Here is a 26,453-nt window from a genome sequence, read left to right as displayed (position 1 = left end):
ATTACGAGTCCAGGAAGCTCCGCAGCTTCCGCGACCGGCTCGGGTGCTTCAGCTTGCGCAGGGCCTTGGCCTCGATCTGGCGGATGCGTTCGCGGGTGACCGAGAACTGCTGGCCGACTTCTTCCAGCGTGTGGTCGGTGTTCATGCCGATGCCGAAGCGCATGCGCAGCACGCGCTCTTCACGCGGGGTCAGCGAGGCCAGCACGCGGGTGGTGGTTTCCCGCAGGTTGCTCTGGATGGCCGCATCGATCGGCAGGACGGCGTTCTTGTCCTCGATGAAGTCGCCCAGGTGGCTGTCTTCCTCGTCGCCGATCGGCGTTTCGAGCGAGATCGGCTCCTTGGCGATCTTCAGGACCTTGCGGACCTTTTCCAGCGGCATGGCCAGCTTTTCGGCCAGCTCTTCCGGGGTCGGCTCGCGGCCGATCTCGTGCAGCATCTGGCGGCTGGTGCGGACGATCTTGTTGATCGTCTCGATCATGTGCACCGGGATACGGATGGTCCGCGCCTGGTCGGCGATCGAGCGGGTGATCGCCTGACGGATCCACCAGGTGGCGTAGGTCGAGAACTTGTAGCCGCGACGATATTCGAACTTATCGACGGCCTTCATCAGGCCGATATTGCCTTCCTGGATCAGGTCCAGGAACTGCAGGCCGCGGTTGGTGTACTTCTTGGCGATCGAGATCACGAGACGGAGGTTGGCTTCCACCATCTCCTTCTTGGCCTGACGGGCCTCGCGCTCGCCCTTCTGGACCGTCTGGACGATGCGGCGGTAGTCGTCGATCGGCACGCCGGTTTCGGTGGCCAGGGCGGCGATCTCGCCACGGATGTCGGTCACCGACTGGGCGTCGTTCTCGACGAACTTGGTCCAGCGCACGCCCATGCCCTTGACCTGGTCGCCCCAGTTCGGATTCAGCTCCGAACCGAAATAGGCCTTCAGGAACTCGCCGCGGCTGATGCCGTAGCTGTCGGCCAGGCGCAGCAGGCGGCCTTCCAGACCGATCAGGCGCTTGTTGATCGCATAGAGCTGCTCGACCAGCGCCTCGATGCGGTTGTTGTTCAGCTTCAGCGTCTTCAGGTGCTGGATGATCGTCTGCGACAGGCCTTCGTAAGCCTTGCGATCGGCGTCGGTCAGGTCCTCGCCCTTCAGGCGGCTGCCGACCAGCTTGTCCTGCAGCTTGCGGAAGCTTTCGAACTCGCTGGCGATGGCGTCCAGGATGGCCATGACGCCTTCGCGCAGTTCGCCTTCCATGGCGCTGACGGTCGGACCGGCGCCGTCGTCGAAGTCGTCCTCGTCCTCGCCCTCGGCGCCTTCGGGCTTGGCCTCGCCGGCTTCGTCGTCGACCGGCTCGGCCGGTTCGGCGTCGTCCTCGGCGGCCGGCTGGGCGGCGACGCCGTTGATGGCGGCGTAGGTGCCTTCCAGGTCGATGACTTCACGCAGCAGGATGCGGCCCGTGCCCAGTTCCTCGCGCCACACCATGATGGCTTCGAAGGTCAGGGCGGACTCGCAGAGGCCGCGAATCATGGTGTCGCGGCCGGCCTCGATACGCTTGGCGATGGCGATTTCGCCTTCGCGCGACAGCAGTTCGACCGAGCCCATTTCGCGCAGGTACATGCGCACGGGATCGTCGGTGCGGTCGTAGGCGGCCGGCTTGTCGCTGGTGATGACCGTGGTGTTCTCGTCGCGGGTGGCGACTTCGCCGCCTTCAGCGCCTTCAGCGTCTTCTTCCGCCTCGACCACGTTGACGCCCATCTCGCTCAGCATGGCGAGGGTGTCTTCGATGGCGTCGGGGCTGACTTCCTCGGACGGCAGCACCTTGTTCAGCTCGTCCATCGTGACGTAGCCGCGGGCTTTCGCCTGCTTGATGAACTTCTTTACGCCGGCGTCGGTCAGGTCGAGCAGAGGACCGTCACCACCCGTGGCTTCTGGCGCTTCCGTCTCGGCCGAGGAATTGTTGCTCATCAAGCTCTCCGAAATCGACACCGCCCGTTCTTGTGCAGAGGCTGCAAGAGCGGCGCCGAGAAAATCCGTTTCGAAAAGGCTCTGCCGGCTCGGTCCGCGCGCGATTCTAGAGTCAGCGCTTTCCCAGGGATCACGTTCCCGTCAGATGCTGCCAGATCGCGCCTGTATCGCCATGTAGGAGCGCTCCGCGAGAGACCCTGCGGAGACCATATGGCTTAGGCGCGGCCTGACGCTTTCCCTGATCGGGTCGGCGACCGCTGGGGACCTGGGGCCGCAACGAGGGTGACATCCTGTTTCGATGAGGGCGCGCGCAACGGCGGCCCGAGCGATGTCAATCAGCTGCTTGGCAGTTCCTTGAGTCGGCATGTGGCTGTGGGTGACGCTGGTGTCAAGATGGGACGCGCGGTTGCGGTCACATATATTGGCAGCCGTGGCGCCGCTTCTGTCGGGCTTAGCGCTCGTCCCAGGCGCCTTCCCGCGCCGCGGCGAACCACATGAGCGGCGCCTGGCCGTGCAGGTCGCCGACCGCGCGGGGGCGGTTGAGATAGTAGTCGGCGTCCTTGGACTGACCCGTGCCGACGCAGATCTCCGACACCCGGCCGTCCGCGCCGACATAGGGCGCCAGACCCTCCCAAGCCCATTCGGCGGCCTTGTGATAGGCCCCGCCCAGCAGGCCGCGCCGCACGCCGAGGGTCATGGCGAAGCCGAACATCGCCGTCGCCGAGGTCTCCTTCCAGGCGCCCTCACGATCGACCAGCTGGCGCCACATGCCGTCCCCGGCCTGGAAGTCCAGCAGGGCCGCCATCATCCGGCGATAACCCGCCAGGATCGGCGCGTGACGGGGATGATGCTTGGGCAGCGCCGACAGCACCTCGGCCAGGCCCGCCGCCACCCAGCCATTGCCGCGCCCCCAGAAGAACGGCGCGTCGGGGCCGTGGTGGATCAGGCCATTGGGCTGCTGCAGGCGCTCTATATAGGCCTGGGCCGTGTGGGCGGCGCGGTCGAGATACTGGGCCTTGCCTGTCGTGCGCCACGCCTGCAGCTGCAGCGCGCCGATCATCCAGATGTCGTCGATCCAGAAGCGGGTCTGGGCGCTCAGGCCATCCGGACGCGGGTTCGCCCACTGGCCATCGGCATAGGAAAGGCCCCGCGCCAGGGCGTCCTGATCGCTGGTCCAGCGGAAGAGCTCCAGCGGCCAGACGCCGTAGACATTGGCGTCGACATGGTTGGCGCTGTTGCCGACGCCAGAGGCCAGCAGCTTGGCGTGCCGCTGGGCCACGCGCTCGAACAGGGCCTTATCGCCCGTCGCCGCCGCCAGCCGCGAGGCGCCATAGGCGCTGGCCACCTCGGCATAGTGGACGGCCTTCACCTCGCCGACGTCGTACAGCATGAAGTCGGGACGGTTGAGGAAGGCGTCGGCGGCGCGCCATCCCGCGGTCTTGGGACCCGCGCCCTTTCCCGGCGCGGCGACGGCGACGGCGACGAACGGAGCGGCCAGCCCCAGCATCAATCCGCCAAGCGCTGTCCTCCGGTCCATGGCTAGTGCAGGACCTGCGAGACCTGGGCCGGGTCGGTCCAGCCGCCACTGTCGATCAGCCGCTTGACCGCGTCGCGCTCGGTCTTGAGGCGCAGCAGGGTCTGGAAATCGCTGTCGTCGACCAGGTCGGTCTTGGCGTCATCGACGGCGCGTTCGAGAGCCGTCAGGCGCAGCAGCAGGTCGAAGGCCTGGGACCACAGGGTCCGGATCGCCTCGTCGGGGCTCTGGGCGGCGCTGTGGGTCGCGTCCAGGGCCTTCACGTGGGCGGCCGAGCGCTCCAGGACCGCCAGGCTGGCGTCGTCATAGCCGGCCGAGGCCAGGCGGCCGCGCAACAGGCCGGACTCCACGTGGTCGGTATCCATGCGCAGGTTGACGAGCTCGTGGGCGATGGCGTCCAGGCGCTGGTCGCCGAAGCCCTGGTTCATCAGCACTTCGATGCGGTCGTCGACCACCTTCGGGTCGCGGATCGCGGCGATCAGCAGGGCCGCCGAGAACGGACGGGGCGCCTGCTGCAAGGCCTGGGCGGCGGCGCGCCCCTCGGCCGTGGAGCCCTCGATCCGGTTCTTGCCGAAGCCGCCCTTGCGGGGCGTGTTGTCCCAACGCTGGCGCGAGAGCTGCCGGCCCGCGTCGCTGGCGTCCGGCTTGGCGCGACGGGCGTTGCGGTACTCGTCCAGGCGGTCGAGCAGCTCTTCCTTGTAGGCGTGAGCCAGGTCCTTGTCGGCGATGGTCGCCGCCAGGGTGCGCAAGCGGACCTTCAGGTTCGTGCGCTGCTCGGGGGTGTCGAAGGGCTCGACCTCCTTCTCGCGCTCGAACAGGGCCTCGACGAAGGGCTTGGTGTCGGAAAGTTGGGCCTTCAGCGCGCCCGGTCCCTGCTCGCGCAGCACGTCGTCGGGGTCCTTGCCGCCGACCGGCATCGAGAACAGGAACGAGCGGCCGGGCTTGAGCAGCGGCAGGGCGCGGTCGATGGCGCGGTGGGCGGCGCGCTGGCCGGCCTTGTCGCCGTCGAAGCAGAGGGTGGGCGTCGGATGCAGGCGCCAAAGCCCCTCCATCTGCTCCTCGGTCAGGGCCGTGCCCATGGCCGCCACGGCCGGCACGCCGGCGCGCTGGCAGGCGATGACGTCCATATAGCCCTCGACCACCACCATCGGCGGCTTGTCGCCCCCGCTCTGGCCGGCGTGCAGGATCTTGCGGGCCTCGAACAAGCCGTAGAGCACCCGGCCCTTGTGGAAGAGCCCGGTCTCAGGACCGTTCAGATACTTGGCGCGGGCGTTGGGATCCATGGCCCGGCCGCCGAACGACACCACCTTCCCCCGGCTGTCGGTGATCGGGAAGATGATCCGGTCGCGGAAGCGGTCATAGGGCTGGCCGCCGTCCTCGGGCGAGATCAGCACCCCGGCGTCGATCAGGTCGCCCGGCTTGGCGCCCTTGGCGACGAGGTAGTCCTTCAGGCCCGTGCGGTTGTTGGGCGCGAAGCCGATGCGGAAGCGGCTCCACTCCGTCTCCGGCAGGCCGCGCTTTTCGAGGTAGGCGCGGGCGGTCTGGCCCACCGGGCGGCGCAGCTCGGCCTCGAACCAGGCGGTGGCCAGCTCCATCCAGTCGCCGAGGGACGAGCGCTTCTGCTCCTCGCGGGCCATGTGCGGATCGACGGCGGGCAGGCTCATGCCGGCCTCGGCCGCCAGCCGCTCGACCGCCTCTGCGAAGGTCAGCCGCTCAGTCTCCTGCAGGAAGCTGATGATGTCGCCGTGCTTGCCGCTGGAGAAGCAGTGATAGAAGCCCTTCTCGTCGTTGACGAAGAACGACGGGCTCTTCTCCTTGGTGAAGGGCGACAGCCCCGCATATTCGCGACCCTGCCGCCGCAGCTTCACCGACTTGCCGACGACGTCGGAAGGGCGAAGGCGGGACTTCAGTTCTTCGAGGAAGCGGTCGTCGAAACGCATTTAGGGCGGGTGGCCGATCAGTGAACGGGCATCATAGTGAAGCGCGGCGGCGCAGATATCGGACGTAGACGCTTCACCCACAAGTTTGGCGAGTCTGTGGATATCTCAAGCTCGGCATTAGGAACACCGACTCCCGCCCGCCCGTTTTGAAGGTCGGGGCGCCTCGACGCGCCCGATGCCCGAGAAACGCGGAGAAGACCCATGCCCGAGAGCAAATGGAATGATCGCGAAGGCCGCTTCGAGGTCGATCGCGAAAGCGACCTTGGCCGCGATTTCGACCGCGAGCGCGGCTATGGCTACGACGCCTCGCGCCGCCGCGATCCGCCCTATGACAACAGCTATGGCGAGACCGGCTATCGCGCCGATCCGCCGCCGCGTCCCCGTCGCCACGGCGGCGAGTTCCTGCGCGCGGCGCAGGCCGGCGGAGACATCGGCTATGGCCGGGTGCGTTCCGGCGCGGACTACGGCGCGGGCGCGAGCGGCTACCGCTCGCCTGGCGACTATGGCCGCGTCGGCGGTCACAGCTTCGGCGGCGCGACCGGCGACTACGGGTCCAGCGGCTATTCCAGCCCGACCGCAGACTATGGCGACGAGCGCTACTTCCATCCGGACGACCACCGCCGCCGGGGCTATGAGGCCTATGGCGATCCCGGCGCCGACCGCGGCTACCGCGCCTTCGAGCACCGCCGGCGCGCGGCGCGCCCCTCTCACCACGAGGAGCGCACTTGGTTCGACCGAGCCCGCGACGAGGTCTCCTCGTGGATGGGCGACCAGGACGCCCTGCACCGCCGCCAGGACGACGGCGTCCATCGTGGTCGCGGCCCCAAGGGCTATCGCCGCTCGGACGAGCGCATCCGCGAGGACGTCAGCGACCGCCTGACCGAGGACTCCTGGCTAGACGCCCACGGCGTGGAGGTCAGCGTCAGCAACGCCGACGTCACCCTGTCGGGCACGGTCCGCTCGCGCGAGGACAAGAAGCGCGCCGAGGCCCTGGCCGAGAGCGTCTCGGGCGTCGACAACGTCCAGAACAATCTGCGGGTGGAACGCGACGACGGCGCGACGACGAGCGTGCCGCTGTCGGATCCGTTGGGCTGAGGCGAGCTAGGCCTCTCCTCCCCTTCCGGGGGAGGTGGCCCGGAGGGCCGGAGGGGGTAGCGCGGCGAAGGCCGCACTAGCCCCCTCAGTCGCTCCGCGACAGCTCCCCCAAAAAGGGGAGCAGATTTCTTGTCTTCAGCGTCGCTAAGTTTCAGTCTCGTAACGACAACCCACCAAATACCAACGTTCTGCTTTCCGAGGCCAACTTACCCTCGACAAGCGGGTGTTAACGCCACAAACATCCCGGCTTCTCGTCGCGGGAGGGAACCCGCGCGCCGCATTGGGGTGTTTCGTGAAAGCGCTTTTCTTCTCGGTCTCCGTCCTTTCCCTGGCCGCGACGGCCGCTCTGGCCCAGGGCCAGTCGCTGCCGGAGCCGGCCGCCGCGACCCCGCCGATCGCCGCCCCGCGCGACGTGCCCTATGGCGGCACGCTGAAGGTCGCCGTCGACGCCACGGACCTGGACCGCAAGATCTGGAACGTCACCACGACCATCCCGGTCAGCAAGGCCGGCGACTTCGTGTTCCTGTATCCGCAGTGGGTCCCGGGCGGTCACTCGCCGCGCAATGACTTGGACAAGCTGGCCGGCCTGGTGGTCACCGCCGACGGCAAGCGCATCCCCTGGGTCCGCGACGTCGTCCAGGTCTACGCCTTCCACGTCAACGTGCCGGCCGGGACCAAGGAGCTGAAGGTCAGCTACCAGTTCCTGACCGCCGTCGAGGCCAAGGTCGGCCGCACGGAAGTCACGCCCGAGATGCTGAACCTGCAGTGGCTGCAGGTGACCATGTATCCGGCCGGCTACTACACCCGCCAGATCCCGATCGAGGCCAGCGTCAAGCTGCCCGAAGGCTGGAAGCTGGCCTCGGCCCTGGAGACTGCCAAGACCGACGGCCAGGTCACGACCTTCAAGACCACCACGGTCGAGACCCTGGTCGATAGCCCGATCTTCGCCGGCAAGTACTTCAAGTCGATCGACCTGGACCCGACCGGCCCCGCGCCGGTGCGCCTGAACATGGTCGCCGACAGCCCCGAGCTGCTGGACGCCAAGCCTGAGCAGATCCAGATCCACAAGGATCTCGTGCAGCAGGCCTACAAGCTGTACGGCTCGCACCACTACGACCACTACGACTTCCTGGTCGCCCTGTCGGACAAGATCGGCGGCATCGGCCTGGAGCACCATCGCTCCAGCGAAAACCGCGTCGCTCCGAAGTACTTCACCGAGTGGGACAAGAACTTCGTCGGCCGCGACCTGCTCAGCCACGAATACACCCACTCGTGGAACGGCAAGTTCCGTCGGGGGGCGGACCTCTTCACGCCGAACCTGAACGTGCCGATGCGCGACAGCCTGATGTGGGTCTATGAGGGCCAGACCCAGTACTGGGGCAACGTCCTGGCCGCCCGCTCGGGCCTGCTGACCAAGCAGCAAGCCATGGACTCGATCGCCGCCACCGCCGCCACCTACGACAACCGTCGCGGCCGCGACTGGCGTCCGGTGCAGGACACGACCAACGACCCGATCATCGCCAGCCGCAAGCCGCTGTCGTGGCTCTCCTACCAGCGTAGCGAGGACTACTATTCGGAAGGCCTGCTGGTCTGGCTCGACGCCGACACGCTGATCCGCGAGAAGACCGGCGGCAAGAAGTCGCTGGACGACTTCGCCAACGCCTTCTTCGGCGTCGACAACGGCTCGTACGTGGTCCGCACCTACACCTTCGACGACGTGGTCGCCGGGCTGAACGGCGTGGTCGCCCATGACTGGGCCACGTTCCTGAAGACCCGCATCCAGGAAGTGCAGGAAAAGGCCCCGCTGGATGGCCTGGAGCGTGGCGGCTACAAGCTGGTCTACACCGCCACCCCGACCGAATTCGCCAAGTCGGCCGAGGGCAAGGCCAAGAACACTCCGCTGCCCTACTCGCTGGGCCTGACGGTGGGTTCGGACGGCGTGCTGACCGACGTGCAGTGGGGCGGCCCGGCGTTCAAGGCCGGCCTGACCCAGGGCCTCACGGTCGTGGCCGTCAACGGCGACGCCTTCGACGGCGACAAGCTGAAGAGCGCCGTCACCGCCGCCATGAAGCCGGAGAACCCGCTGGTCGAACTGCTGATCAAGGACGGCGGCCGCTACAAGATGGTCAAGATCGACTATCGCGGCGGCCTGCGCTACCCGCGCCTGGAGCGCGTGGCCGGCGCCCCGGACCGTCTCGGCGACATCCTGACGCCGCGCAAGTAGCAGCTCAGCCTCGTCCACAGGTTGCGATCCGTTCGCAGCCTGCGACGATTTGGGGAAGGGCGGGAAGGCGACACATGTGTCAGCTTTCCCCTCGTTCAATCCCTCTGAACGCGTACCGAAAAGGGCCCGCACCCCTCCCAGGCGGGCCCTTTTTTACGCCTGGAGGTTGGCGTTCGGCGCGGGCTCGCCGATTGCGCGCCGAGCGACGGTCGTGATGTAGTCGCGGCATGACCTCCTGGATGATCATCCTCGCCGCCGGCTTGATCGGGCAGACACCGCCGCCGCCCGGAATTCCACCGCCACCGCCGCCGCCGCCCATCGCCGACGACCCGGTCGTGCGCGCCGCCGTGGCCGACGCCAACGCCTGCTTCGGCGACACGTGGGAAAAGAGCCGCACGCTGCGCTTCGCCGCCGAAGCCAAGGTCGAGGCGGCGCGAACGGCCAAGAGCTGGGAAGCCTGGCGCACCGCCGAGGCCGTCACCCGGGACTACATCGCGAGCCGGCGCAGCATCCAGCAGTGCATCGACCGCATCGTCCCCCTGCCCCTGGGCAAGACCGGCAAGGACCTGGAGGCGATCCAATACGCCGTGCAGTTCATGCGGTTCAACTACGACGGTCAGACGTCCTATGAGAACCGCATCCTGAGGCAGTTGGTCGAGGCCACGCCCGCGCCCTGACCTATCCCTGCGACAGCGTCAGCACGTTCCCGTCCGGGTCGCTGAAGAAGGCCACCTTCGAGGCGCCGTCCGGCGAGGTCCAGACGCCGAGCGCGTCCTGACCGAAGCCTTCGTAGATCAGGAACTCGACGCCCTTCGCCCTCAGCTCGACGACCGAGGCGGAGATGTCCTCGACATGCCAGCCCAGCACCGGGTGCGGACTGGCCTGGTGGTTTGGCCCCGCCGTCATCCGCAGCAGGCCGCCGCCCATGTCCAGGAAGTCGCCGAAGCCGTCCGAGCTGCGCAACGCCAGCCCCAGCACGTCGCGATAGAAGGCCAGCGCCCGCTCGCGGTCGGAAACCATCACGAACGCCACCGGCGTTCCGAGACCTTGGGCCATCGCTCGCTCTCCCCTTCAAGGCGCGAAATCTAGCAGGACTGTACGCCCCGACCAGTTGGAAGACCGGCGGCTTGACCCCTGCCCCTTCCCCGGCGAACCATGCGCCGCCGGACAAGGGGGCGCCGGCGTTTCAAGCCTAGGAACCGCCATGCTCGACCGTCGCCAGATCATGATGGGGACGGCCGCGACCGCCCTCGCCACCGCGCTTCCGGCCGCCGCCGCGACCGCCAAGGACCAGCTCTATGCGCTGTTCGACACCTTCTTCGACCAGGACCTGAGCAACAGCCCCGAGCAGGCCACGAACCTGGGCCTCGACACCGGCAAGCACGCCGACGCCCGCTCCAAGCTGGGCGACCGCTCGACCGCCGGCTGGAAGCGCGACCGCGCCGAGCCGGGCCAGCGCGTCGCCAGCCTGAAAAAGATCGATCGCAAGGCGCTCTCCGGCGACGACGCGATCAACTACGACACCGCCCTCTTCAACTACGAGGCCCGCGAGGGAACCTCGCGCTTCGACTATGGCAGCGGCTCGCGGCCGTTCGTGCTGACCCAGTACTACGGCGCCTACATCTCGACCCCCAGCTTCCTGGACGGCAAGCACAAGATCGAGAACACGGCCGACGCGGACGCCTACATCGCCCGCATGAAGGCCTTCGCCACGGTCCTCGACCAGGAGACCGAACGGGCCAGCAGCGACGCCGCCAAGGGCGTGATCCCGTCGGACTTCATGGTCGACAAGGCCATCGCCCAGCTCACCCAGTTCCGTGGCATCCCGGCCGACAAGAACGTGCTGGTCGCCTCGGCCGCCCGCCGCGCGAAACAGTACGGCGACTACGACGCCCAGGCCGCCAAGGTGCTGACCGGCGAGATCCACCCCGCCCTCGACCGTCAGATCGCCGCCCTGCAGGCCATGCGGCCCAAGGCCGTGCACGACGCCGGCATCGGCCGCCTGAAGGACGGCGACGCCTTCTATGCCGCCCTGCTGAAGATCTACACGACCACGAACAAGACCCCGGACGAGGTCCACCGCCTGGGCCTGGACGAAGGCGCCGAGATCCAGGCCCGGATGGACGAGATCCTCAAGAAGCGCGGCCTGACCCAAGGCAGCGTCGGCCAGCGGATGGCCAGCCTGGGCGCCCAGCCGGACCAGCTCTTCGCCAATACCGACGAGGGCCGCGCCCAGGTCCTGGCCTACTGCAACGAGCGCCTGGCCAAGCTAGCGCCCTTGCTGCCGCAGTGGTTCGGTCTCATGCCCAAGATCCCGGTCGAGGTGCGCCGCGTGCCGACCTATACCGAGGCCGGCTCGTCGGGCGCCTATTACGAGCGGCCGGCCCTGGACGGCTCACGACCGGGGGCCGTCTACATCAACCTCAAGGACACGGCCGAGTGGCCGCGCCTGTCGCTGGCGACGCTGATCCATCACGAGGGCGCGCCGGGCCACCATTTCCAGCTGGCCCTGGTCGCCCAGAGCAACCTGCCCAGGGTGCGCCAGAACATGGGCTTCTCGGCCAATACCGAGGGCTGGGCGCTCTATGCCGAGCAGGTGGCCATGGAGATGGGCGTCTACGAGGGCGACGATCTCAGCCTGCTGGGCATGTATCAGGCGCGCCTGTTCCGCGCCTCGCGCTGCGTGGTCGACACCGGCCTGCACGCCAAGGGCTGGAGCCGCGAGAAGGCCATCGCCTACATGGTCGACACCGGCGGCGACTCCGTGGGCAAGATCTCCCGCGAGGTCGAGCGCTACTGCGCCAATCCCGGCCAGGCCTGCTCGTACAAGGTCGGCCACACGGTCTGGGCAGCGGCGCGCGAACGGACCAAGGCGCGTCTGGGGGCCAAGTTCGACATCAAGCGCTTCCACGACACGGCGCTGATGGTGGGTCCGGCGCCGCTGACGGTGCTGGAGGGGGTGATCGACCGCTGGCAGGGCTAAGGCGGATCGACATTCACCTCACGCTGGCGCCTATCCGTTGCCTTCCTGGGCCTTGTGCCCAGGACCCATGCCTGAGGCAGGCGTCGGCATTTTGAGTTTCACGCAGCCGAAAGGCCGTGAACTCTGGCCAACCTTCACTGCGCCTGCACCATGGGTCCTGGGCACAAGGCCCAGGAAGGCAGGGTTTGTTGGCTGGATTGAATGTCGATCAGGCCTAAGCCGCCTTCGTCATCGCCGATCTCCTCAGACCTTGCGCAGCAGCATGTGCGCGGCGCGCGACGAGGGAACGTACTCGACCATCTCGTAGCCCAGGGCGAGCAGGTCCAGGCCCGCCAGCAGCGACTCGCCCGAGCCCAGCAGGATCGGCGCGACGGCCAGGTGCAGCTCGTCGATCAGGCGCTTTTCCAGATACTGGCGGATGGTCAAGGCCCCGCCGCCGATCCCGACGTCCTGGTCGCCTGCCGCGGCCTTGGCCTTTTCCAGCGCCGCCTCGGCGCCGTCGGTGACGAAGTGGAAGCTGTTGCCACCCTCCATCTCGACCGACGGCCTGGCGTGGTGGGTCAGGACGAAGACGGGCGCGTGGTACGGCGGGTTCGGACCCCACCAGCCGTTCCAGTCGAAGTCCGGCCAGTCGCCGCGAACGGGGCCGAACATGTTGCGGCCCATCACCCAGGCGCCGACCCCGTCCATGATCGCGTCGGCGAAGCGCTTGTCGACCGGGTCCATGTCCTTGGCGAACGCCCACTTGTGCAGGCCCTCGCCGCCGACGCCCAGCGGGTCCTGCAGGGTCTGGCTGGGACCGGCCGCGAAGCCGTCCAGGGAGATGCTGAAATTGCGAACGCGGACCTTGCCCATCGCGGCCTCCAAAACCGATTGCATTTAGCAACTGGTTGCATCCTGCATATCCGATTGTAGTCTGCAACCGGTTTCTGCGAGGACGTGGTTTTGAGCGAAGCGCAAAGGTCGGGCTGCCCGATCAACCTGACCCTGGAGGCGCTGGGCGATCGGTGGAGCCTGATCGTCATCCGCGACATCATGTTCGGCAACAAACGCCACTTCCGCGAACTGCTGGCGGGCTCTCAGGAGGGCATCGCCTCCAACATCCTGGCCAGCCGCCTGAAGAGCCTGGTCGAGAGCGGCCTGCTGTCGAAGGCCGACGAGCCCGGCCACAAGCAGAAGGTCCGCTACAGCCTCACGGAGAAGGCCATCCAGCTGGTGCCGATGCTGGCGGTGATGGGCGCCTGGGGCCGACGGTACATGCCGGTCACCCGTGAGCTGGCCGTCCGGGCCGAGCTCCTGGAAGACGGCGGCCCCGAGCTCTGGGCGCGATTGATGGACGAACTGCGGGTCCTGCATCTGGACGCGTCGCCCCCGCCCGAAGGTCTGAGCGTGTTCCGCCAGCTGCGCGAGACCTATGAGGCCGCCTGCGTCGCCGACAAGAAATGAGACCGGTACCATTTATGACTTGAGTGGTCTGACAACCACCCCCATAGTGCCTGACAAAGGCGGCCCCAGAGCCGCTGACAAACGCAACGCGCCGCCTCGGGAAACACCAGGATGACCAACACCCTCACCCGCCGCCTGTTCGGCGCGAGCCTCGCCGCCCTCTCGGCCGCCGCCATGCCCGGCGTCTCGCTGGCCGCCGACAAGGCCAAGCCCAAGACCGCCGACAAGCCGCTCTACAAGGACGCCACCCAGCCGATCGACGCCCGTGTCCAGGACCTGCTGGGTCGCATGACGATCGAGGAGAAGGCCGCCCAGCTGATCGGCATCTGGCTGACCAAGGCCAAGATCCAGACCCCCGAAGGCGAGTTCTCGCCCGAGGAAGCCAGCAAGAACTTCCCCGACGGCCTGGGCCAGATTTCGCGCCCGACCGACCGCAAGGGCCTCAAGCCCGCCACGGTGGTCGACGCCGCCGCCGGCGCCGATGACGGCGCGATCGGCCGCAACGCCGCTCAGACCGCCAAGTACACCAACTCCGCCCAGAAGTGGGCCGTAGAGAAGACGCGCCTGGGCATCCCGCTGCTGATGCACGACGAGGCCCTGCACGGCTATGTCGCCCGCGACGCCACCAGCTTCCCGCAGGCCATTGGCCTGGCCTCGACCTTCGATCCCGAGCTGGCCGAGAAGATCTTCGCCGTCGCCGCCCGCGAGATGCGCGCCCGGGGCTCGAACATGGCCCTTGCCCCCGTGGTCGACGTGGCCCGCGACCCGCGCTGGGGCCGCATCGAGGAGACCTATGGCGAGGACCCGCACGTCTGCGCCGAGATGGGCCTGGCGGCGATCCGGGGCTTCCAGGGGACGACCCTGCCGCTGGGCAAGGACAAGGTCTTCGCCACCCTCAAGCACATGACCGGCCACGGCCAGCCCGAGAACGGCACCAATGTCGGCCCGGCCCAGATCGCCGAGCGCACCCTGCGCGAGAACTTCTTCCCGCCGTTCGAACGCGCGGTGAAGGAGCTGCCGGTCCGCTCGGTCATGCCGTCGTACAACGAAATCGACGGCGTCCCCTCGCACGCCAACCGCTGGCTGCTGACCAAGATCCTGCGCGAGGAGTGGGGCTACAAGGGCTCGGTCCAGTCCGACTATTTCGCGATCAAGGAGCTGATCGCCCGCCACAAGCTGACCGCCGATCTCGCCGACACGGCGGTGATGGCCCTGCACGCCGGCGTCGATGTCGAGCTGCCGGACGGCGAGGCCTACGCCCTGATCCCGCAACTGGTGAAGTCGGGCCGCATTCCGCAGTTCGAAGTCGACGCCGCCGTCAGCCGCGTCCTGACCATGAAGTTCGAGGGCGGTTTCTTCGAGAACCCCTACTGCGACGAGAAGACGGCCGACGCCAAGACGGCCACGCCGGACGCCGTCGCCCTGGCCCGCGAGGCCGCCCGCAAGGCCGTCGTGCTGCTGAAGAACGACAAGGGCGTGCTGCCCCTGGACGGCAAGACGTTCAAGCGCCTGGCGCTGCTGGGCACCCACGCCAAGGACACGCCGATCGGCGGCTATTCGGACATCCCGCGCCACGTGGTCTCGATCCACGAGGGCCTGACCGCCGAGGCCAAGGCCCAGGGCTTCACGCTCGACTACGCCGAGGCCGTGCGCATCACCGAAAAGCGCATCTGGGCCGCCGACGAGGTCAAGCTGGTCGACCCGGCGATCAACGCCAAGCTGATCGCCGAAGCCGTCGAGGTCGCCAAGAAGGCCGACGTCGTGGTCATGGTGCTGGGCGACAACGAGCAGACCAGCCGCGAGGCCTGGGCCGACCATCACCTGGGCGACCGCGACAGCCTGGACCTGATCGGCCAGCAGAACGATCTCGCGAAAGCGATCTTCGACCTGGGCAAGCCGACGGTGGTGTTCCTGCTGAACGGTCGTCCGCTATCGATCAACCTGCTGGCCCAGCGCGCCGACGCCATCATCGAGGGCTGGTACCTCGGCGAGCAGACCGGCAACGCCGCCGCCGACATCCTGTTCGGCCGCGCCAATCCGGGCGGCAAGCTACCGGTCAGCATCGCCCGCGACGTCGGCCAGCTGCCGATCTACTACAACCGCAAGCCCACCGCCCGCCGCGGCTATCTGTTCGGCGAAACGGCCCCGCTGTACCCGTTCGGCTTCGGCCTCTCGTACACCACCTTCGACCTCTCGGCCCCGCGCCTGGCCAAGGCCAGGATCGGCCAGGGCGAGAGCACCACGGTCGAGGTCGACGTGACCAACACCGGCAAGGTCGCCGGCGACGAGGTGGTGCAGCTCTACGTCCACGACGAGGCGGCCTCGGTCACCCGTCCGCTGCTGGAACTGAAGCACTTCAAGCGCGTCACGGTCGCCCCTGGCGCCAAGACGACGGTGACCTTCGAGATCAAGCCGTCGGACCTGTGGTTCTGGAACCTGGACATGAAGCGGGTGGTCGAGCCCGGCGCGTTCACGATCATGACCGGTCCGAACTCGGTGGACCTGAAGACGGCGAAGCTGGTGGTGGCGTAAGTCTGCTCCCCCTCTGGGGGAGCTGTCGCGGAGCGACTGAGGGGGCCGGCGCGGCATAGGCCGAGCTAGCCCCCTCCGGCCCTCTGGGCCACCTCCCCCAGAGGAGGAGGAGAGAGAAGGAGTTCCCCCATGCGCCGTCTCGCGCCGATCCTGCTGGCCTTGCTCGCCGCCTCGCCGGCCGCCGCCCAATCTTCCTCGGGAAATTTGGCCCTCCTGAACGGCCTCTTCGCCGACCACGCCGTGGTCCAGCGCGATCGCCCCCTGCCGGTCTTCGGAACCGCCAAGCCCGGCGAGACGGTCACGGCTTCCTTCGCGGGCCAGACCCTGACCGCCAAGGCCGGCCCCGACGGCGCCTGGCGGGTCGAGTTCCCCGCGACGCCGGCCGGCGGCCCCTACACCATCACCGCGACCACCGCCTCGGCCAGCAAGTCGGCCGGCGACGTCCTGGTCGGCGACGTCTGGCTGTGCTCGGGCCAGTCGAACATGGAGATGCAGGTCAGCGCCGCCGGCGACGCCTGGAACCAGATCAACAACGGCGCGGCCAACGACACCATCCGCATGGCGACCATCGAGAAGGCCGACGCTCGCTCGCCCGCCGCCGAGTTCAAGAAGCCGCCGGTCTGGAAGCCTGCCAACAAGGACACGGTCGGGAGCTTCTCGGCCGCCTGCTTCTACTTCGCCCGCGAGCTGCAAAAGACGCGGAAGGTCCCGCTGGGCCTGGTCCACGCGTCCTGGGGCGGCTCGGGCATCGAGGCGTGGATGACGCCCAAGGCGCTGCGCAAGGTCGGCGGCTATGACGACGCCATCGCGACCCTGAACCTGTCGATCACCGACCCCGTCGCCGCCAGCCGCCGCTGGGGCGAGACCATCAAGGGCTGGTGGACCGCCCGCCATCCGACCGAGGCCGCTATCGCGCCCTGGACCGGGGCCGGGTCTTGGACGGCCGCGCCCAACGGCCTGGGAATCTGGGAGCGCTGGGGCGTGCCGGCCCTGGCCGACTTCAACGGCGTTGTCTGGTTCAAGGCCGAGGTCGAGCTGACCCCGACCCAGGCCGCGCAGAGCGCGACGCTCGCCGTCGGCCAGGTCGACGAGATGGACACCACCTATCTCAACGGCGTGGGCGTCGGGGCGACCTCGGGCGCGTGGCTGGACCGGTCCTATCCGCTGGCCGCCGGCGCCTTGAAGGCGGGCAAGAACGTCATCGTCGTATCGGCCTACGACACCTATGCCAATGGCGGCATGTACGGCGATCCGGCCAAGCGGGCCCTGGCCCTGGCCGACGGCACGCGCCTGCCGCTGACCGCCTGGACCTACCGCATCGAGCCGCGCACCGGCGGCGATCCGCCCCGCGCGCCGTGGGACACCCTGGCCGGCGTCTCGACCCTCTACAACGGCATGCTGGCCCCGATGGGGCCCTACGCCCTCGCCGGCATGGCCTGGTACCAGGGCGAGACCAATGTCGGCCGCGACAAGACCTATGCGCCGCTGCTCCAGGCCCTGATGGCCGAGCGCCGCGAAGGCCAGGCCGCGGACATGCCGGTGGTCGTGGCGCAACTGGCCGACTACGGCGCCTTCGCCCAGACGCCCGGCCCCGGCCCGACCGCCGCCCTGCGCGACGCCCAGCGCCGCGCGGTGGCCGCCGACGGTCATGCCGGGCTCGCGGTCACCCACGACATCGGCGATCCCTTCGACATCCACCCCGGCAACAAGCAGGAAGTCGGCCGCCGCCTGGCCCTGGCCGCCCGCCGCGTCTACGGCGAGGCCGTGACCACGGGGCCGGAGGTCGTCTCGGCCAAGCGGGTCGGTGACACGGTGGTGGTGAGCTTTGCCCAGGTCGGCGGAAAGCTCGTCGCGCGCGGCTCGGACCGGGTGATCGGCTTCGAGCTGTGCGACACGGCCTGCCGGTGGGCGGATGCGAGGATCGAGGGTTCGACCGTGGTGTTGACCGGGACTGGGACGAAGGTCCGCTTCGCCTGGGCCGACAGCCCGACGTTCAACCTGTTCGACAGCGCCGGGCTTCCGGCCGGGCCGTTCGAGATCGGGGTTCAGTGATGCGTGAAACGCCCCCTCCGTCACGTCGCCTATCGGCGCCGCGCCACCTCCCCCGCTTCACGGGTGAGGAGAATGCGGCAGTCCTCCTGCCCCGCTTGCGGGGGAGGCGGCGCGGCGCCGATAGGCGACGTGACGGAGGGGGCGTCTGGGCCGCCGTTTCGGCTCTGGCCCTGGCCGCCGGTCTCGCCACGGCCGTCGCCCTCGCCGCGCCAGTCCAGGCCCACGCCGCAGAAGCAGCCGCCGAGCCCGCCGCGATCACCCTATCCCCCAGCGCCGACGCCTTCCCGCTGATCGCCGGCGGCAAGCCCGCGCGGATCGAGTTCGATCAGACCGACTTCCCCGGCGCCATCCGCGCCATCCAGGGCCTGCGCAACGATCTCGCGACGCTGTCCGGAACCCAGACCCCGGCCAAGGACGCGCCCCCAAGTGGGGCCCAGATCGTCATCATCGGCACTCTCGGCAAGAGCGCCGCCATCGACGCCCTCGTCGCCTCGGGCAAGCTGGACGTCTCCGGGGTCAAGGGCCAGTGGGAGGCCTTCGTCCAGCAGGTGGTCGACAACCCCCGCCCGGGCGTGGCCCGCGCCCTGGTCATCGCCGGGGCCGACAAGCGCGGCACGATCTTCGGGGCCTATGACCTCTCGGAACGGGCCGGCGTCTCGCCCTGGACCTGGTGGGCCGACGTCCCCGTGCCCAAGCGCGCCGACGTCTTCGTGACCGCTGGCGCCAATGTCCAAAAGCCGGCCGTGAAGTATCGCGGCATCTTCCTCAACGACGAGGAGCCGGCGCTGGGCCCGTGGGCGCGGAGCAAGTTCGGCGGCATCAACCACGCCTTCTACGAGCGGGTGTTCGAGCTGATCCTGCGCATGAAGGGCGACTATCTGTGGCCGGCCATGTGGGGCAAGTCGCTGTATGACGACGACCCACTGACCGCCACTCTAGCCGACGAGATGGGCGTGGTGCTGGGCACCTCGCACCACGAGCCGATGAGCCGCGCCCACGTCGAGTGGGAGCGCTACGGAACGGGCCGCTGGGACTACGCCAAGAACCCCGAAGCGCTGCGCAAGTTCTGGCGCGAGGGCGCCGCCCGGATGGGCGACAACGAGAGCCTGGTCACGGTCGGCATGCGCGGCGACGGCGACGAGCCGATGAGCGAGGGCACGGCCACCAAGCTGCTGGAGACCATCGTCGCCGACCAGCGCAAGATCCTCGGCGAGGTCACTGGCAAGGATCCTTCGAAGACCCCCCAGGTCTGGGCGCTCTACAAGGAGGTCCAGGACTATTACGACGCGGGAATGCGCGTCCCCGACGACGTCACCCTGCTGTTCGCCGACGACAACTGGGGCAACATCCGGCGCCTGCCGGAACTGGGTAAAAAGCGCCCCGGCGGCTACGGGGTCTACTACCACTTCGACTATGTGGGCGGCCCCCGGAACTACAAGTGGCTGAACACCAACCAGATCGAGCGCACCTGGGAGCAGATGAAGCTGGCGGCCGACTACGGCGCCGACCAGCTGTGGATCGTCAATGTCGGCGACCTGAAGCCCATGGAGCTGCCGACCGAGTTCTTCCTCGACTACGCCTGGAACCCGGCGGCCCTGCCGGTCGAGAAGCTGCCCACCTACACGCGAAACTGGGCGGCCCAGCAGTTCGGGCCGGAACGCGCGGGCGAGATCGCGGCGCTGCTGGACGGCTACACCAAGCTGAATGCGCGGCGTAAGCCGGAGCTGATCGACGCGGCGACCTTCAGCCTGGTCAACTTCCGCGAGGCCGAGCGGATCGAGGCCGAGTGGGCCGACCTGGAGAAGCGCGCCGACGCCGTCCGCGCCGCGATCCCGAAGAGCCAGGACAGCGCCTTCTTCCAGTTGGTCTGGTTCCCGGTGAAGGCGGCGGCCAACTACAACCGCCTGCAGATCGCGGCGGGGCGCAACAAGCTCTATGCCGACCAGGGCCGCATCGCCGCCAACAGCCAGGCGACGCTGGTGCGGAACCTGTTCGACCGCGACGCCGAACTGACCCGCCAGCACGACCAGCTGAACGGCGGCAAGTGGCTCCACATGATGGACCAGACCCACATCGGCTACACGATCTGGCAGCAGCCGGACACCAACATCGTCCCCAAGACCCAGACCGTCACCGCGACCGCCGGCTGGGGCGTCGGGCCGGAAGGCGGCGGCGAGGCCCTGCCCGCCCTCGCCCGCTGGGGCGCCGAGAGCCGCTGGATCGACGTCTTCAGCAAGGGCGCGCCGATCAATGTCACGGTCTCGGAGGGGGCGTCGTGGCTGAACGCCGCGCGAGGCCCGACCAACGCCTCGGGCGACCTGCGCGTCGAGGTCTCGGTCGACTGGAACCGCGCACCGAAGGGCGACCAGACGGCGGACGTGAAGATCACGGTCGGCGGCGAGACCAAGACCATTGCGGTCATGATCTCCAATCCCGACCGCAAGCCGGCCAAGGGCGCCTTCGTCGAGGCCGGCGGCCTGACGGCGATCGAGGCCGAGCACTACAGCGCGGCCAATGGCGCACAGGGCGTGACCTGGAAGACCATCCCAAACCTGGGCCGCACCCTGTCGGCCGTCGCGGCTTATCCGTCGACGGCTGCGGCCTCCGCGCCGGGGAAGGGTGCTCCGTCGCTGGACTATCTGGTCGACTTCGAAAAGGCCGGGCCGGTGGACCTGACCGTGCTGGTCTCGCCGACGCTCGACTTCCGAGGCGGCAAGGGCCTGACCTATGCGGTCTCGATCGACGACGCCGCGCCGGTGGTGGTCAACAGCCAGCCGGACCAGTCGGAGGCCGCCTGGAACAAGGCCGTGGCGGACAATGTGCGCAGTCAAACGACGCGGTTGAACGTCCCCTCGGCGGGCCCGCATCGGGTGCGGCTGTGGCGGGTGGATCCGGGGGTGGTGTTCCAGCGGCTGGTGCTGTCGCGAGGGGCCGTGTCGGGGAGCTATCTGGGTCCGCCGGAGAGCGTACGGGGGCAGTAAGAAATCCCTCTCTCTTTGAGAGAGGGTGTCACCGCGCCGGCCCCCTTAAGTAAGAATCCGAAGCCAAGTTTGATCGCTCCGGGGTTCAGTCGGACGCGCGAAAGACCCATGTTCCGCGCATGCCCGTCCCGCCTCCCCAGTTTACCGACGAAGAGATCGACCAGCTCGTCGAGACCTTCTACGCGCGCATCCGTCGGCACCACCGCCTGGGGCCGATCTTCGAGAACGCGATCGGCGAGGACGGCTGGCCCGCGCACCTGGCGACGCTGAAGGACTTCTGGTCGTCGGTGCTGAACACCACCGGCCGTTACAAGGGCCAGCCGATGATCGTCCACCAGAGCGTGGAGGGCATCACCGAAGGCCTGTTCACGCCCTGGTTGAACCTGTTCCACCAGACCGCCGTCGAGCTGTTCGACGCCCCGCGCGCCGCCATCGTCGGCCGGAAGGCCGAGCGCATCGCCGCCAGCCTGAAGCTGGGCCTGTTCTTCAAGCCCGGAGTGGTCGCTTGAGCGCGGCCAAGTCGGCCCTCGCCGATCAGGGCTTCATCCGCTTCGAAGCTCCCGAGACCCGCGCCCTGCTCGGCCCTGCCGCCGGCGGCTGGAACGCCTTCGCCGACAGCTGGAACGACCTGGGCCTGGACACCTTCATGGCCGACGGCGGGCGCTATCGTCGCCGCCGGTTCGCGGCCTTCTCGGCGCTACCTGGCCAGGTCGATCGCAAGCCGCACCAGCCGCACTGGCAGAGCCGCGACTACAACAGCCTGAACGGCGGCGTGCAGCGCTGGTTCGAGCCGGTGACCGAGGCGATCGCCGACCACCCGGTGACCCAGGCCGTGATCACGGCGGGGCTCGACCTCTTCCATCCGCTGTCCGGATCGCCCGCCACGCCCTGGCACGTCGAGCTGCACCAGTTCCGCATCGAAGCCCGCGCCGGCGAGGCCGGTCTGCCCACGCCCGAGGGCGCGCACCGCGACGGCGTCGACTGGGTGATCGTCATGCTGGTCGACCGCCGGAACGTCGACAGCGGCGTCACCGACATCTTCGCGCCCGACGGCTCCAGCCTGGGCTCGTTCACCCTGGTCGCGCCCGGCGACGCGGTGTTCCTGGACGACCACCGCGTCCTGCACGGGGTGACGCCGATCCGCCCCCTGGACCCCGCCGCGGCGGCCGTTCGCGATGTGCTGGTCGTCACATACAGACAAGACAGCCAGGCCTAGCGTGGCCAGGCTCGCGCGCTGGTTGGTGCGACCGTTTGCCTCACGCGTTAACCGTTTGGACTGTGATCACGCCGTGCCACGGTGAGGTTCCGCCGCCTTCAGGATTGAGCGTCCGTCACGCATGTCTCGAGACGACCAAGCCCTGCCGCCGCAATACCCGCCGCTGGAAAGACGCGCCGTCTTCTCCAGCGCCATGGCCGACGCCGTTCCCATCCTGATCAGCTATGTCGACCGCGAGGAGCGCTATCGCTTCGTCAACCGCGCCTATGAGCGCTGGTTCGGGATCGACCGTTCCGAGATCGAGGGCAGGACCCTGATCGAGGTGCTGGGCGAGGAGGCCTATGACCGCCTGCGTCCCAACATCGTCCGCGCCCTGGCCGGCGAGAGCCTGACCTTCGAGGGCGAGATCCAGTATCGCGGCGACGCCGGCGTCCGCTACATCGAGGCCCAGTACGTCCCCGACATCGCCCGGGGCGGCGAGATCCCCGGCTACTACGTGCTGGTCACCGACATCTCGGACCGCAAGAAGGCCGCCGCTGAACTCGAACGGATGCTGGCCGGCGAGCGCCGCCGGGCCGCCCTGCTCGACCTCGGCCAAAAGCTGCGCGACGAGGCCGATCCCGCGGCCATTGCCCGCACCGCCGCGCGGATGCTGACCGAGCAGCTGGGCGTCGGTCGCGCCGGCTATGCCGAGATGGACGAGGCCAACGCCGTGGCCGACATCGTCGCCGACGACGGTGGTACAGCCACGGGCGTGATCCCGCTGTGCGGACTGCAGTTCCGCATCGACGACTTCGGCCCCTCGATGGGCGCGGACATGCGCGCCGGCCGCACCGTCCGCGTCGGCGACGTGGCCCTGGATGCGCGCACCAACACGCCCGAGGCGTTGGACGCCTATGGCGAGATCGGCATCCGGGCCTTCGTCACCGTCTCGCTGATCAAGGCCGGCCAGCTGTCGGCCTATCTGTTCGTGGCCCACGACGGCCCGCGCGCCTTCAATGACGACGAGGCCGGCTTCATCGCCAATGTCGCCGAGCTGATCTGGACCGCCAGCGAGCGGGCCCGCTCGGACCTGGCCTTGCAGCGCGCCGAGGAGACCGAGCGTCTCTTGATCCGCGAGGTCGACCATCGCGCCAAGAACGTGCTGGCCGTGGTCCAGTCCCTGGCCCAGCTGACGCCCTTCGACAACAAGGACCAGTACGTCCAGGCCCTGTCGGGCCGCATCGGCTCGCTGGCCCGCGCCCACAGCCTGCTGTCGACCGCCCGCTGGAGCGGCGTTGATTTGCACGACCTGCTGCGGCTGGAGCTGGATCCCTACAGCGACGACGGCAGCGACCAGATCGCCGTGCAGGGCCCGCCGGTGCTGATCGACGCCCAGGCGGCCCAGTCCCTGGCCCTGGTCATCCACGAGCTGGCCACCAACGCCAGCAAGTACGGCGCCCTGGCGCGGCCGGAGGGACGCCTGTCGGTGTCCTGGAGCTGGAACGCCGACGGCGCGCTGAACCTGGTCTGGCACGAGACCGCCGGGGTGCGGATCGGCCCGCCCGCCCGGCGCGGCTTCGGCTCGACCCTGATCGACAGCGCGGTCAAGCAGGCCGCCGCCCGCGTGAAGCTGGACTGGCGTCCGGAAGGGCTGGAGGTCCGCCTCGACATCCCCAAGGGCGCCCAGGCCCGCGCGGCCGAGAGCACCCCGGCCTATCGCCCCGGTCTTGCCGGCGAGGAGAACCTCTCGTTGCGCGGCCAGCGCGTGCTGGTGGTCGAGGACGAGGCCGTGGTGGCCATGGAGCTGACCCGCGTCCTGGTCGCGGCCGGGGCGGAGGTCGTCGGACCGGCGGGCGGCATCGCCGAGGCCCTGGAGCTGCTGAAGCGCCAGCCGGTCGACCGCGCGGTGCTGGACGTCAATCTGGGCGGCGAGCTGATCACGCCGGTGGCCAAGGCCCTCACCGGCCGCCGGATTCCGTTCGTCTACCTGACCGGATACCAGGAGCCCGACGTCGACGACGGCCCCATTCTGAGGAAGCCCGTCGCCACCAGCGCCCTGCTCGGCGCCCTGGCGCGCGGCGCGCCCCAGCTGGCCCAATAGGCTGCCCCATAGGCCATTGGGCGCAATAGAAGCGCAACATCCGGGACACGCTCCGGACACGCCCTTACGTGATTGAAAAAGCGTCGCCCGCGTTCAAGGCCCGTCTTGTGGCTTGAAATTGCAATTCGTTCTCAAGTAAGGACGAGCTCTCGCCGCCCAAGGTTCCGTAAGCGCCCCCGTGAAGTCCGCCACTGATCAGCATCGCCGCTCTTTCTGGCTGAAGCAGCTGCACCAGTGGCACTGGATCAGTGCGGCCCTGTCGCTGATCGGCATGCTGCTGTTCGCGATCACCGGCATCACCCTGAACCACGCCGGCCAGATCGAGGCCGAGCCCAAGGTGGTCAGCCGCAAGGCGACCTTGCCGCCCGAGCTGCTGGCCGTGCTGGCCAAGGGCCCGGCCGAGGGCAAGCGCCCGCTACCCGTCCAGCTGGAGCCGTTCCTCGACAAGGCCGTCGGCGCCGACGTCGCTGGCCGCGAGGGCGAGTGGTCCGACACCGAGGTCTATGTCGCCCTGGCCCGTCCGGGCGGCGACGCCTGGGTCTCGATCGACCGCGAGACCGGCGCCGTCGAGCACGAGAAGACCACGCGCGGCGCGGTCTCGCTGCTCAACGACCTGCACAAGGGCCGCAATTCGGGCAAGGCCTGGGCCTGGTTCATCGACATCTTCGCGGCGGCCTGCGTGATCTTCACCGTCACCGGCCTGATCCTGCTGCAGTTCCACGCCCGCGCCCGGCCGCTGACCTGGCCGCTGGTGGGCTTCGGCCTGGCCGCCCCCGTCATTCTCGTCATCCTGTTCGTCCACCTTTGAGGCAGACACCGTGAAGCGTTCGATCTCCCTGCTGACTTTCGCTGGCGCCGCTATTGGCGCCGCGCCGGCCCTGGCCGCCGACCTCAACGTCACGGTCACCGTGCCGAAGCTGTCGGTCGCCGAGTACCACAAGCCCTACGTCGCCATCTGGATCGAGAATCCGGCCGACGCCAGCGCCGCCGGCACCCTGGCCGTCTGGTACGACGCCGACTCCAAGGAAGACCACGGCACCAAGTGGCTGAAGGACATGCGCCAGTGGTGGCGCAAGGCCGGCCGCGAGATGAACTTCCCGGCCGACGGGATCAGCGGCGCCACGCGCGCGCCCGGTCCGCAGACCATCGTCTTCTCGGGCGCCAAGGGCGACCTGAAGGGCCTGAAGCCCGGCCAGTACAACCTGGTCGTCGAGGCCGCCCGTGAAGTCGGCGGCCACGAAGCCGTCCGCGTGCCGTTCACCTGGGGCAAGCCCGGCAAGCCCGCCACCGTCAAGGGCGCGTCCGAACTGGGCGCCGTCACCGTCTCCGTGAAGTGAGGAAAGCCATGACCTTCAAGAAGAGCCTTCTGGCCGTCGCTGCCCTCAGCGCCGCCCTCGCCCTGCCGATGTCGGCCTCGGCGCACCGCGGCTGGATGATCCCGGCCTTCACCACCCTGTCGGGCGACGGCTCGTGGGTGACGGTCGACGCGGCCGTCTCCAACGAACTGTTCTATCCGGACCATCGCCCGATGCGCACCGACGCGATCCAGGTGATCGGCCCGGACGGCGCCGCCGACAAGATCCAGAACGCCGCGACCGGCCAGTTCCGCTCGACCTTCGACGTCCAGCTGACCAAGCCCGGCACCTACAAGATCTTCACCGCCACCAACTCGGTGATGGCCAGCTACACCGAGAACGGCGAAGTGAAGCGCTTCCGCGGTTCGCCGGAAGACTTCGCCAAGCAGGTCCCGGCCGGCGCCGCCGACCTGAAGACGATCAAGAGCAGCAGCCGCAACGAGACCTTCGTCACGCGCGACAAGCCGACCACCGACGCCCTGAAACCGACCGGCAAAGGCCTGGAGCTGGTGCCGGTGACCCACCCGACCGACGTGGTGGCCACCGAAGCGGCGACCTTCAAGTTCCTGCTGGACGGCAAGCCCGCCGCCGACCTGGAAGTCACCTTCATCCCCGGCGGCGCCCGCTGGCGCGCCTCGCCCGGCGAGATCAAGGTCAAGGCCGGCGCCGACGGCGCGGTGAAGTTCACCCTGCCGGAAGCCGGCATGTACTGGGTCAACGCCACGGTCCGCTCGGGTGAAACCGGTCGCGGTCCCGGTGGTCCCGGCGGCGGCATGGGCGGTCCGGGCGGCGGCGCTCCGGGCGGGGCTCCGGCTCCGGGCGCAGCTCCCGCTCCAGCCACCCCGCTCGCCGGCAACGGCCAGAGCGCCAGCTACACCGCCACGATCGAAGCCCAGCGGCCGTAAGGTCTGCTGATTTCTCCCTTCCCCCTTGGATGGGGGAAGGGTCGGGGATGGGGGTGGCGCCGCGCCAAGATCGAGCGACGCCGCATCAACCCCACCGCCGTATCACCCCCAACCCTGCCCTTCCCCCATCCAGGGGGAAGGGTTCGA

19 protein-coding genes are annotated in these 26,453 nt (G+C 68.7%); 14 read left to right on the top strand and 5 right to left on the bottom strand.

Translation table 11 applies throughout. From position 1 onward, the window contains the following. Window position 1: 1 nt before the first annotated feature. The 3 genes from rpoD to dnaG all read right to left on the bottom strand — a co-directional run bounded on the left by rpoD (window position 2) and on the right by dnaG (window position 5,434). Window positions 2-1,960, bottom strand: a complete 1,959-nt coding sequence (gene rpoD, locus AC07NN_RS03070; RefSeq protein WP_494637660.1) for an RNA polymerase sigma factor RpoD — start codon at window positions 1,958-1,960, stop codon at window positions 2-4. 451 nt (window positions 1,961-2,411) lie between these two features. Beyond that, complete coding sequence (locus tag AC07NN_RS03065) at window positions 2,412-3,467, bottom strand: glycoside hydrolase family 88/105 protein (RefSeq protein ID WP_494637659.1); 1,056 nt, start codon at window positions 3,465-3,467, stop codon at window positions 2,412-2,414. A gap of 32 nt (window positions 3,468-3,499) precedes the next feature. Next, window positions 3,500-5,434 carry a DNA primase gene (gene dnaG / locus AC07NN_RS03060; protein ID WP_494637658.1) on the bottom strand — a complete coding sequence of 645 codons (1,935 nt, stop codon included), beginning with the start codon at window positions 5,432-5,434 and terminating at the stop codon, window positions 3,500-3,502. Window positions 5,435-5,635: 201 nt separating this feature from the next. Here dnaG and AC07NN_RS03055 point away from each other — a divergent pair, with 201 nt between their 5' ends. The 3 genes from AC07NN_RS03055 to AC07NN_RS03045 all read left to right on the top strand — a co-directional run bounded on the left by AC07NN_RS03055 (window position 5,636) and on the right by AC07NN_RS03045 (window position 9,430). Continuing rightward, window positions 5,636-6,529, top strand: coding sequence for a BON domain-containing protein (locus AC07NN_RS03055; RefSeq protein ID WP_494637657.1), 894 nt, complete (start codon window positions 5,636-5,638; stop codon window positions 6,527-6,529). Between the two features lie 280 nt (window positions 6,530-6,809). Then, complete coding sequence (locus AC07NN_RS03050) at window positions 6,810-8,753, top strand: M61 family metallopeptidase (RefSeq protein WP_494637656.1); 1,944 nt, start codon at window positions 6,810-6,812, stop codon at window positions 8,751-8,753. 227 nt (window positions 8,754-8,980) lie between these two features. Further along, window positions 8,981-9,430, top strand: coding sequence for a hypothetical protein (locus AC07NN_RS03045; RefSeq protein WP_494637655.1), 450 nt, complete (start codon window positions 8,981-8,983; stop codon window positions 9,428-9,430). Window position 9,431: 1 nt separating this feature from the next. Here AC07NN_RS03045 and AC07NN_RS03040 read toward each other — a convergent pair whose 3' ends face one another. Further along, window positions 9,432-9,809, bottom strand: a complete 378-nt coding sequence (locus AC07NN_RS03040; protein WP_494637654.1) for a VOC family protein — start codon at window positions 9,807-9,809, stop codon at window positions 9,432-9,434. A 148-nt stretch (window positions 9,810-9,957) separates the two neighbouring features. Between AC07NN_RS03040 and AC07NN_RS03035 the strand changes: the two genes are divergently transcribed. Beyond that, on the top strand, window positions 9,958-11,736 hold the full coding sequence (locus AC07NN_RS03035; RefSeq protein WP_494637653.1) for a DUF885 domain-containing protein: 1,779 nt from the start codon (window positions 9,958-9,960) through the stop codon (window positions 11,734-11,736). Between the two features lie 243 nt (window positions 11,737-11,979). Here the strand turns inward: AC07NN_RS03035 and AC07NN_RS03030 are convergent, their stop codons facing one another. Continuing rightward, window positions 11,980-12,591 carry a dihydrofolate reductase family protein gene (locus tag AC07NN_RS03030; RefSeq protein WP_494637652.1) on the bottom strand — a complete coding sequence of 204 codons (612 nt, stop codon included), beginning with the start codon at window positions 12,589-12,591 and terminating at the stop codon, window positions 11,980-11,982. A gap of 90 nt (window positions 12,592-12,681) precedes the next feature. Here AC07NN_RS03030 and AC07NN_RS03025 point away from each other — a divergent pair, with 90 nt between their 5' ends. The 10 genes from AC07NN_RS03025 (at window position 12,682) to AC07NN_RS02980 (ending at window position 26,306) form a co-directional block, all read left to right on the top strand. Further along, window positions 12,682-13,182, top strand: a complete 501-nt coding sequence (locus AC07NN_RS03025) for a winged helix-turn-helix transcriptional regulator (RefSeq protein WP_494637651.1) — start codon at window positions 12,682-12,684, stop codon at window positions 13,180-13,182. Between the two features lie 111 nt (window positions 13,183-13,293). Beyond that, window positions 13,294-15,714: a glycoside hydrolase family 3 N-terminal domain-containing protein gene (locus AC07NN_RS03020; protein WP_494637650.1), complete on the top strand. Its 2,421-nt coding sequence runs from the start codon at window positions 13,294-13,296 to the stop codon at window positions 15,712-15,714. A gap of 129 nt (window positions 15,715-15,843) precedes the next feature. Then, window positions 15,844-17,766 carry a sialate O-acetylesterase gene (locus tag AC07NN_RS03015; RefSeq protein ID WP_494637649.1) on the top strand — a complete coding sequence of 641 codons (1,923 nt, stop codon included), beginning with the start codon at window positions 15,844-15,846 and terminating at the stop codon, window positions 17,764-17,766. A 95-nt stretch (window positions 17,767-17,861) separates the two neighbouring features. Next, window positions 17,862-20,747: a glycosyl hydrolase 115 family protein gene (locus tag AC07NN_RS03010; protein ID WP_494637648.1), complete on the top strand. Its 2,886-nt coding sequence runs from the start codon at window positions 17,862-17,864 to the stop codon at window positions 20,745-20,747. 119 nt (window positions 20,748-20,866) lie between these two features. After that, window positions 20,867-21,256, top strand: a complete 390-nt coding sequence (locus tag AC07NN_RS03005; RefSeq protein WP_494637647.1) for a group III truncated hemoglobin — start codon at window positions 20,867-20,869, stop codon at window positions 21,254-21,256. Next, window positions 21,253-21,963, top strand: coding sequence for a 2OG-Fe dioxygenase family protein (locus tag AC07NN_RS03000; RefSeq protein WP_494637646.1), 711 nt, complete (start codon window positions 21,253-21,255; stop codon window positions 21,961-21,963). Before AC07NN_RS03005 ends, AC07NN_RS03000 begins: the two co-directional genes overlap by 4 nt. Window positions 21,964-22,084: 121 nt before the next feature. Further along, a complete protein-coding gene (locus AC07NN_RS02995) occupies window positions 22,085-24,046 on the top strand; it encodes an HWE histidine kinase domain-containing protein (protein WP_494637645.1) in 1,962 nt (653 codons plus the stop codon). A gap of 178 nt (window positions 24,047-24,224) precedes the next feature. Beyond that, window positions 24,225-24,854, top strand: coding sequence for a PepSY-associated TM helix domain-containing protein (locus AC07NN_RS02990; protein ID WP_494637644.1), 630 nt, complete (start codon window positions 24,225-24,227; stop codon window positions 24,852-24,854). Window positions 24,855-24,864: 10 nt separating this feature from the next. Then, the gene (locus AC07NN_RS02985; RefSeq protein WP_494637643.1) at window positions 24,865-25,383 is read left to right on the top strand and encodes a DUF2271 domain-containing protein; all 519 of its coding nucleotides are present in this window, start codon (window positions 24,865-24,867) and stop codon (window positions 25,381-25,383) included. Beyond that, window positions 25,380-26,306, top strand: coding sequence for a DUF4198 domain-containing protein (locus tag AC07NN_RS02980; RefSeq protein WP_494637642.1), 927 nt, complete (start codon window positions 25,380-25,382; stop codon window positions 26,304-26,306). The genes AC07NN_RS02985 and AC07NN_RS02980 overlap by 4 nt, the downstream gene beginning before the upstream one ends. The last annotated feature ends 147 nt before the right edge of the window (window positions 26,307-26,453 follow it).

It is taken from the genome of Caulobacter sp. GW821-FHT09H08 (genome assembly GCF_059415885.1).
Note: the sequence above shows the minus strand (reverse complement) of the source record. Positions and strands in the feature narration are given on the sequence as shown.

Coding starts and splice junctions, on each gene's coding strand:
- rpoD (WP_494637660.1), bottom strand. CDS start 1,960: ATGAGCAACAATTCCTCGGCCGAGACGGAAGCGCCAGAAGCCACGGGT.
- AC07NN_RS03065 (WP_494637659.1), bottom strand. CDS start 3,467: ATGCTGGGGCTGGCCGCTCCGTTCGTCGCCGTCGCCGTCGCCGCGCCG.
- dnaG (WP_494637658.1), bottom strand. CDS start 5,434: ATGCGTTTCGACGACCGCTTCCTCGAAGAACTGAAGTCCCGCCTTCGC.
- AC07NN_RS03055 (WP_494637657.1), top strand. CDS start 5,636: ATGCCCGAGAGCAAATGGAATGATCGCGAAGGCCGCTTCGAGGTCGAT.
- AC07NN_RS03045 (WP_494637655.1), top strand. CDS start 8,981: ATGACCTCCTGGATGATCATCCTCGCCGCCGGCTTGATCGGGCAGACA.
- AC07NN_RS03040 (WP_494637654.1), bottom strand. CDS start 9,809: ATGGCCCAAGGTCTCGGAACGCCGGTGGCGTTCGTGATGGTTTCCGAC.
- AC07NN_RS03035 (WP_494637653.1), top strand. CDS start 9,958: ATGCTCGACCGTCGCCAGATCATGATGGGGACGGCCGCGACCGCCCTC.
- AC07NN_RS03030 (WP_494637652.1), bottom strand. CDS start 12,591: ATGGGCAAGGTCCGCGTTCGCAATTTCAGCATCTCCCTGGACGGCTTC.
- AC07NN_RS03020 (WP_494637650.1), top strand. CDS start 13,294: ATGACCAACACCCTCACCCGCCGCCTGTTCGGCGCGAGCCTCGCCGCC.
- AC07NN_RS03015 (WP_494637649.1), top strand. CDS start 15,844: ATGCGCCGTCTCGCGCCGATCCTGCTGGCCTTGCTCGCCGCCTCGCCG.
- AC07NN_RS03005 (WP_494637647.1), top strand. CDS start 20,867: ATGCCCGTCCCGCCTCCCCAGTTTACCGACGAAGAGATCGACCAGCTC.
- AC07NN_RS02995 (WP_494637645.1), top strand. CDS start 22,085: ATGTCTCGAGACGACCAAGCCCTGCCGCCGCAATACCCGCCGCTGGAA.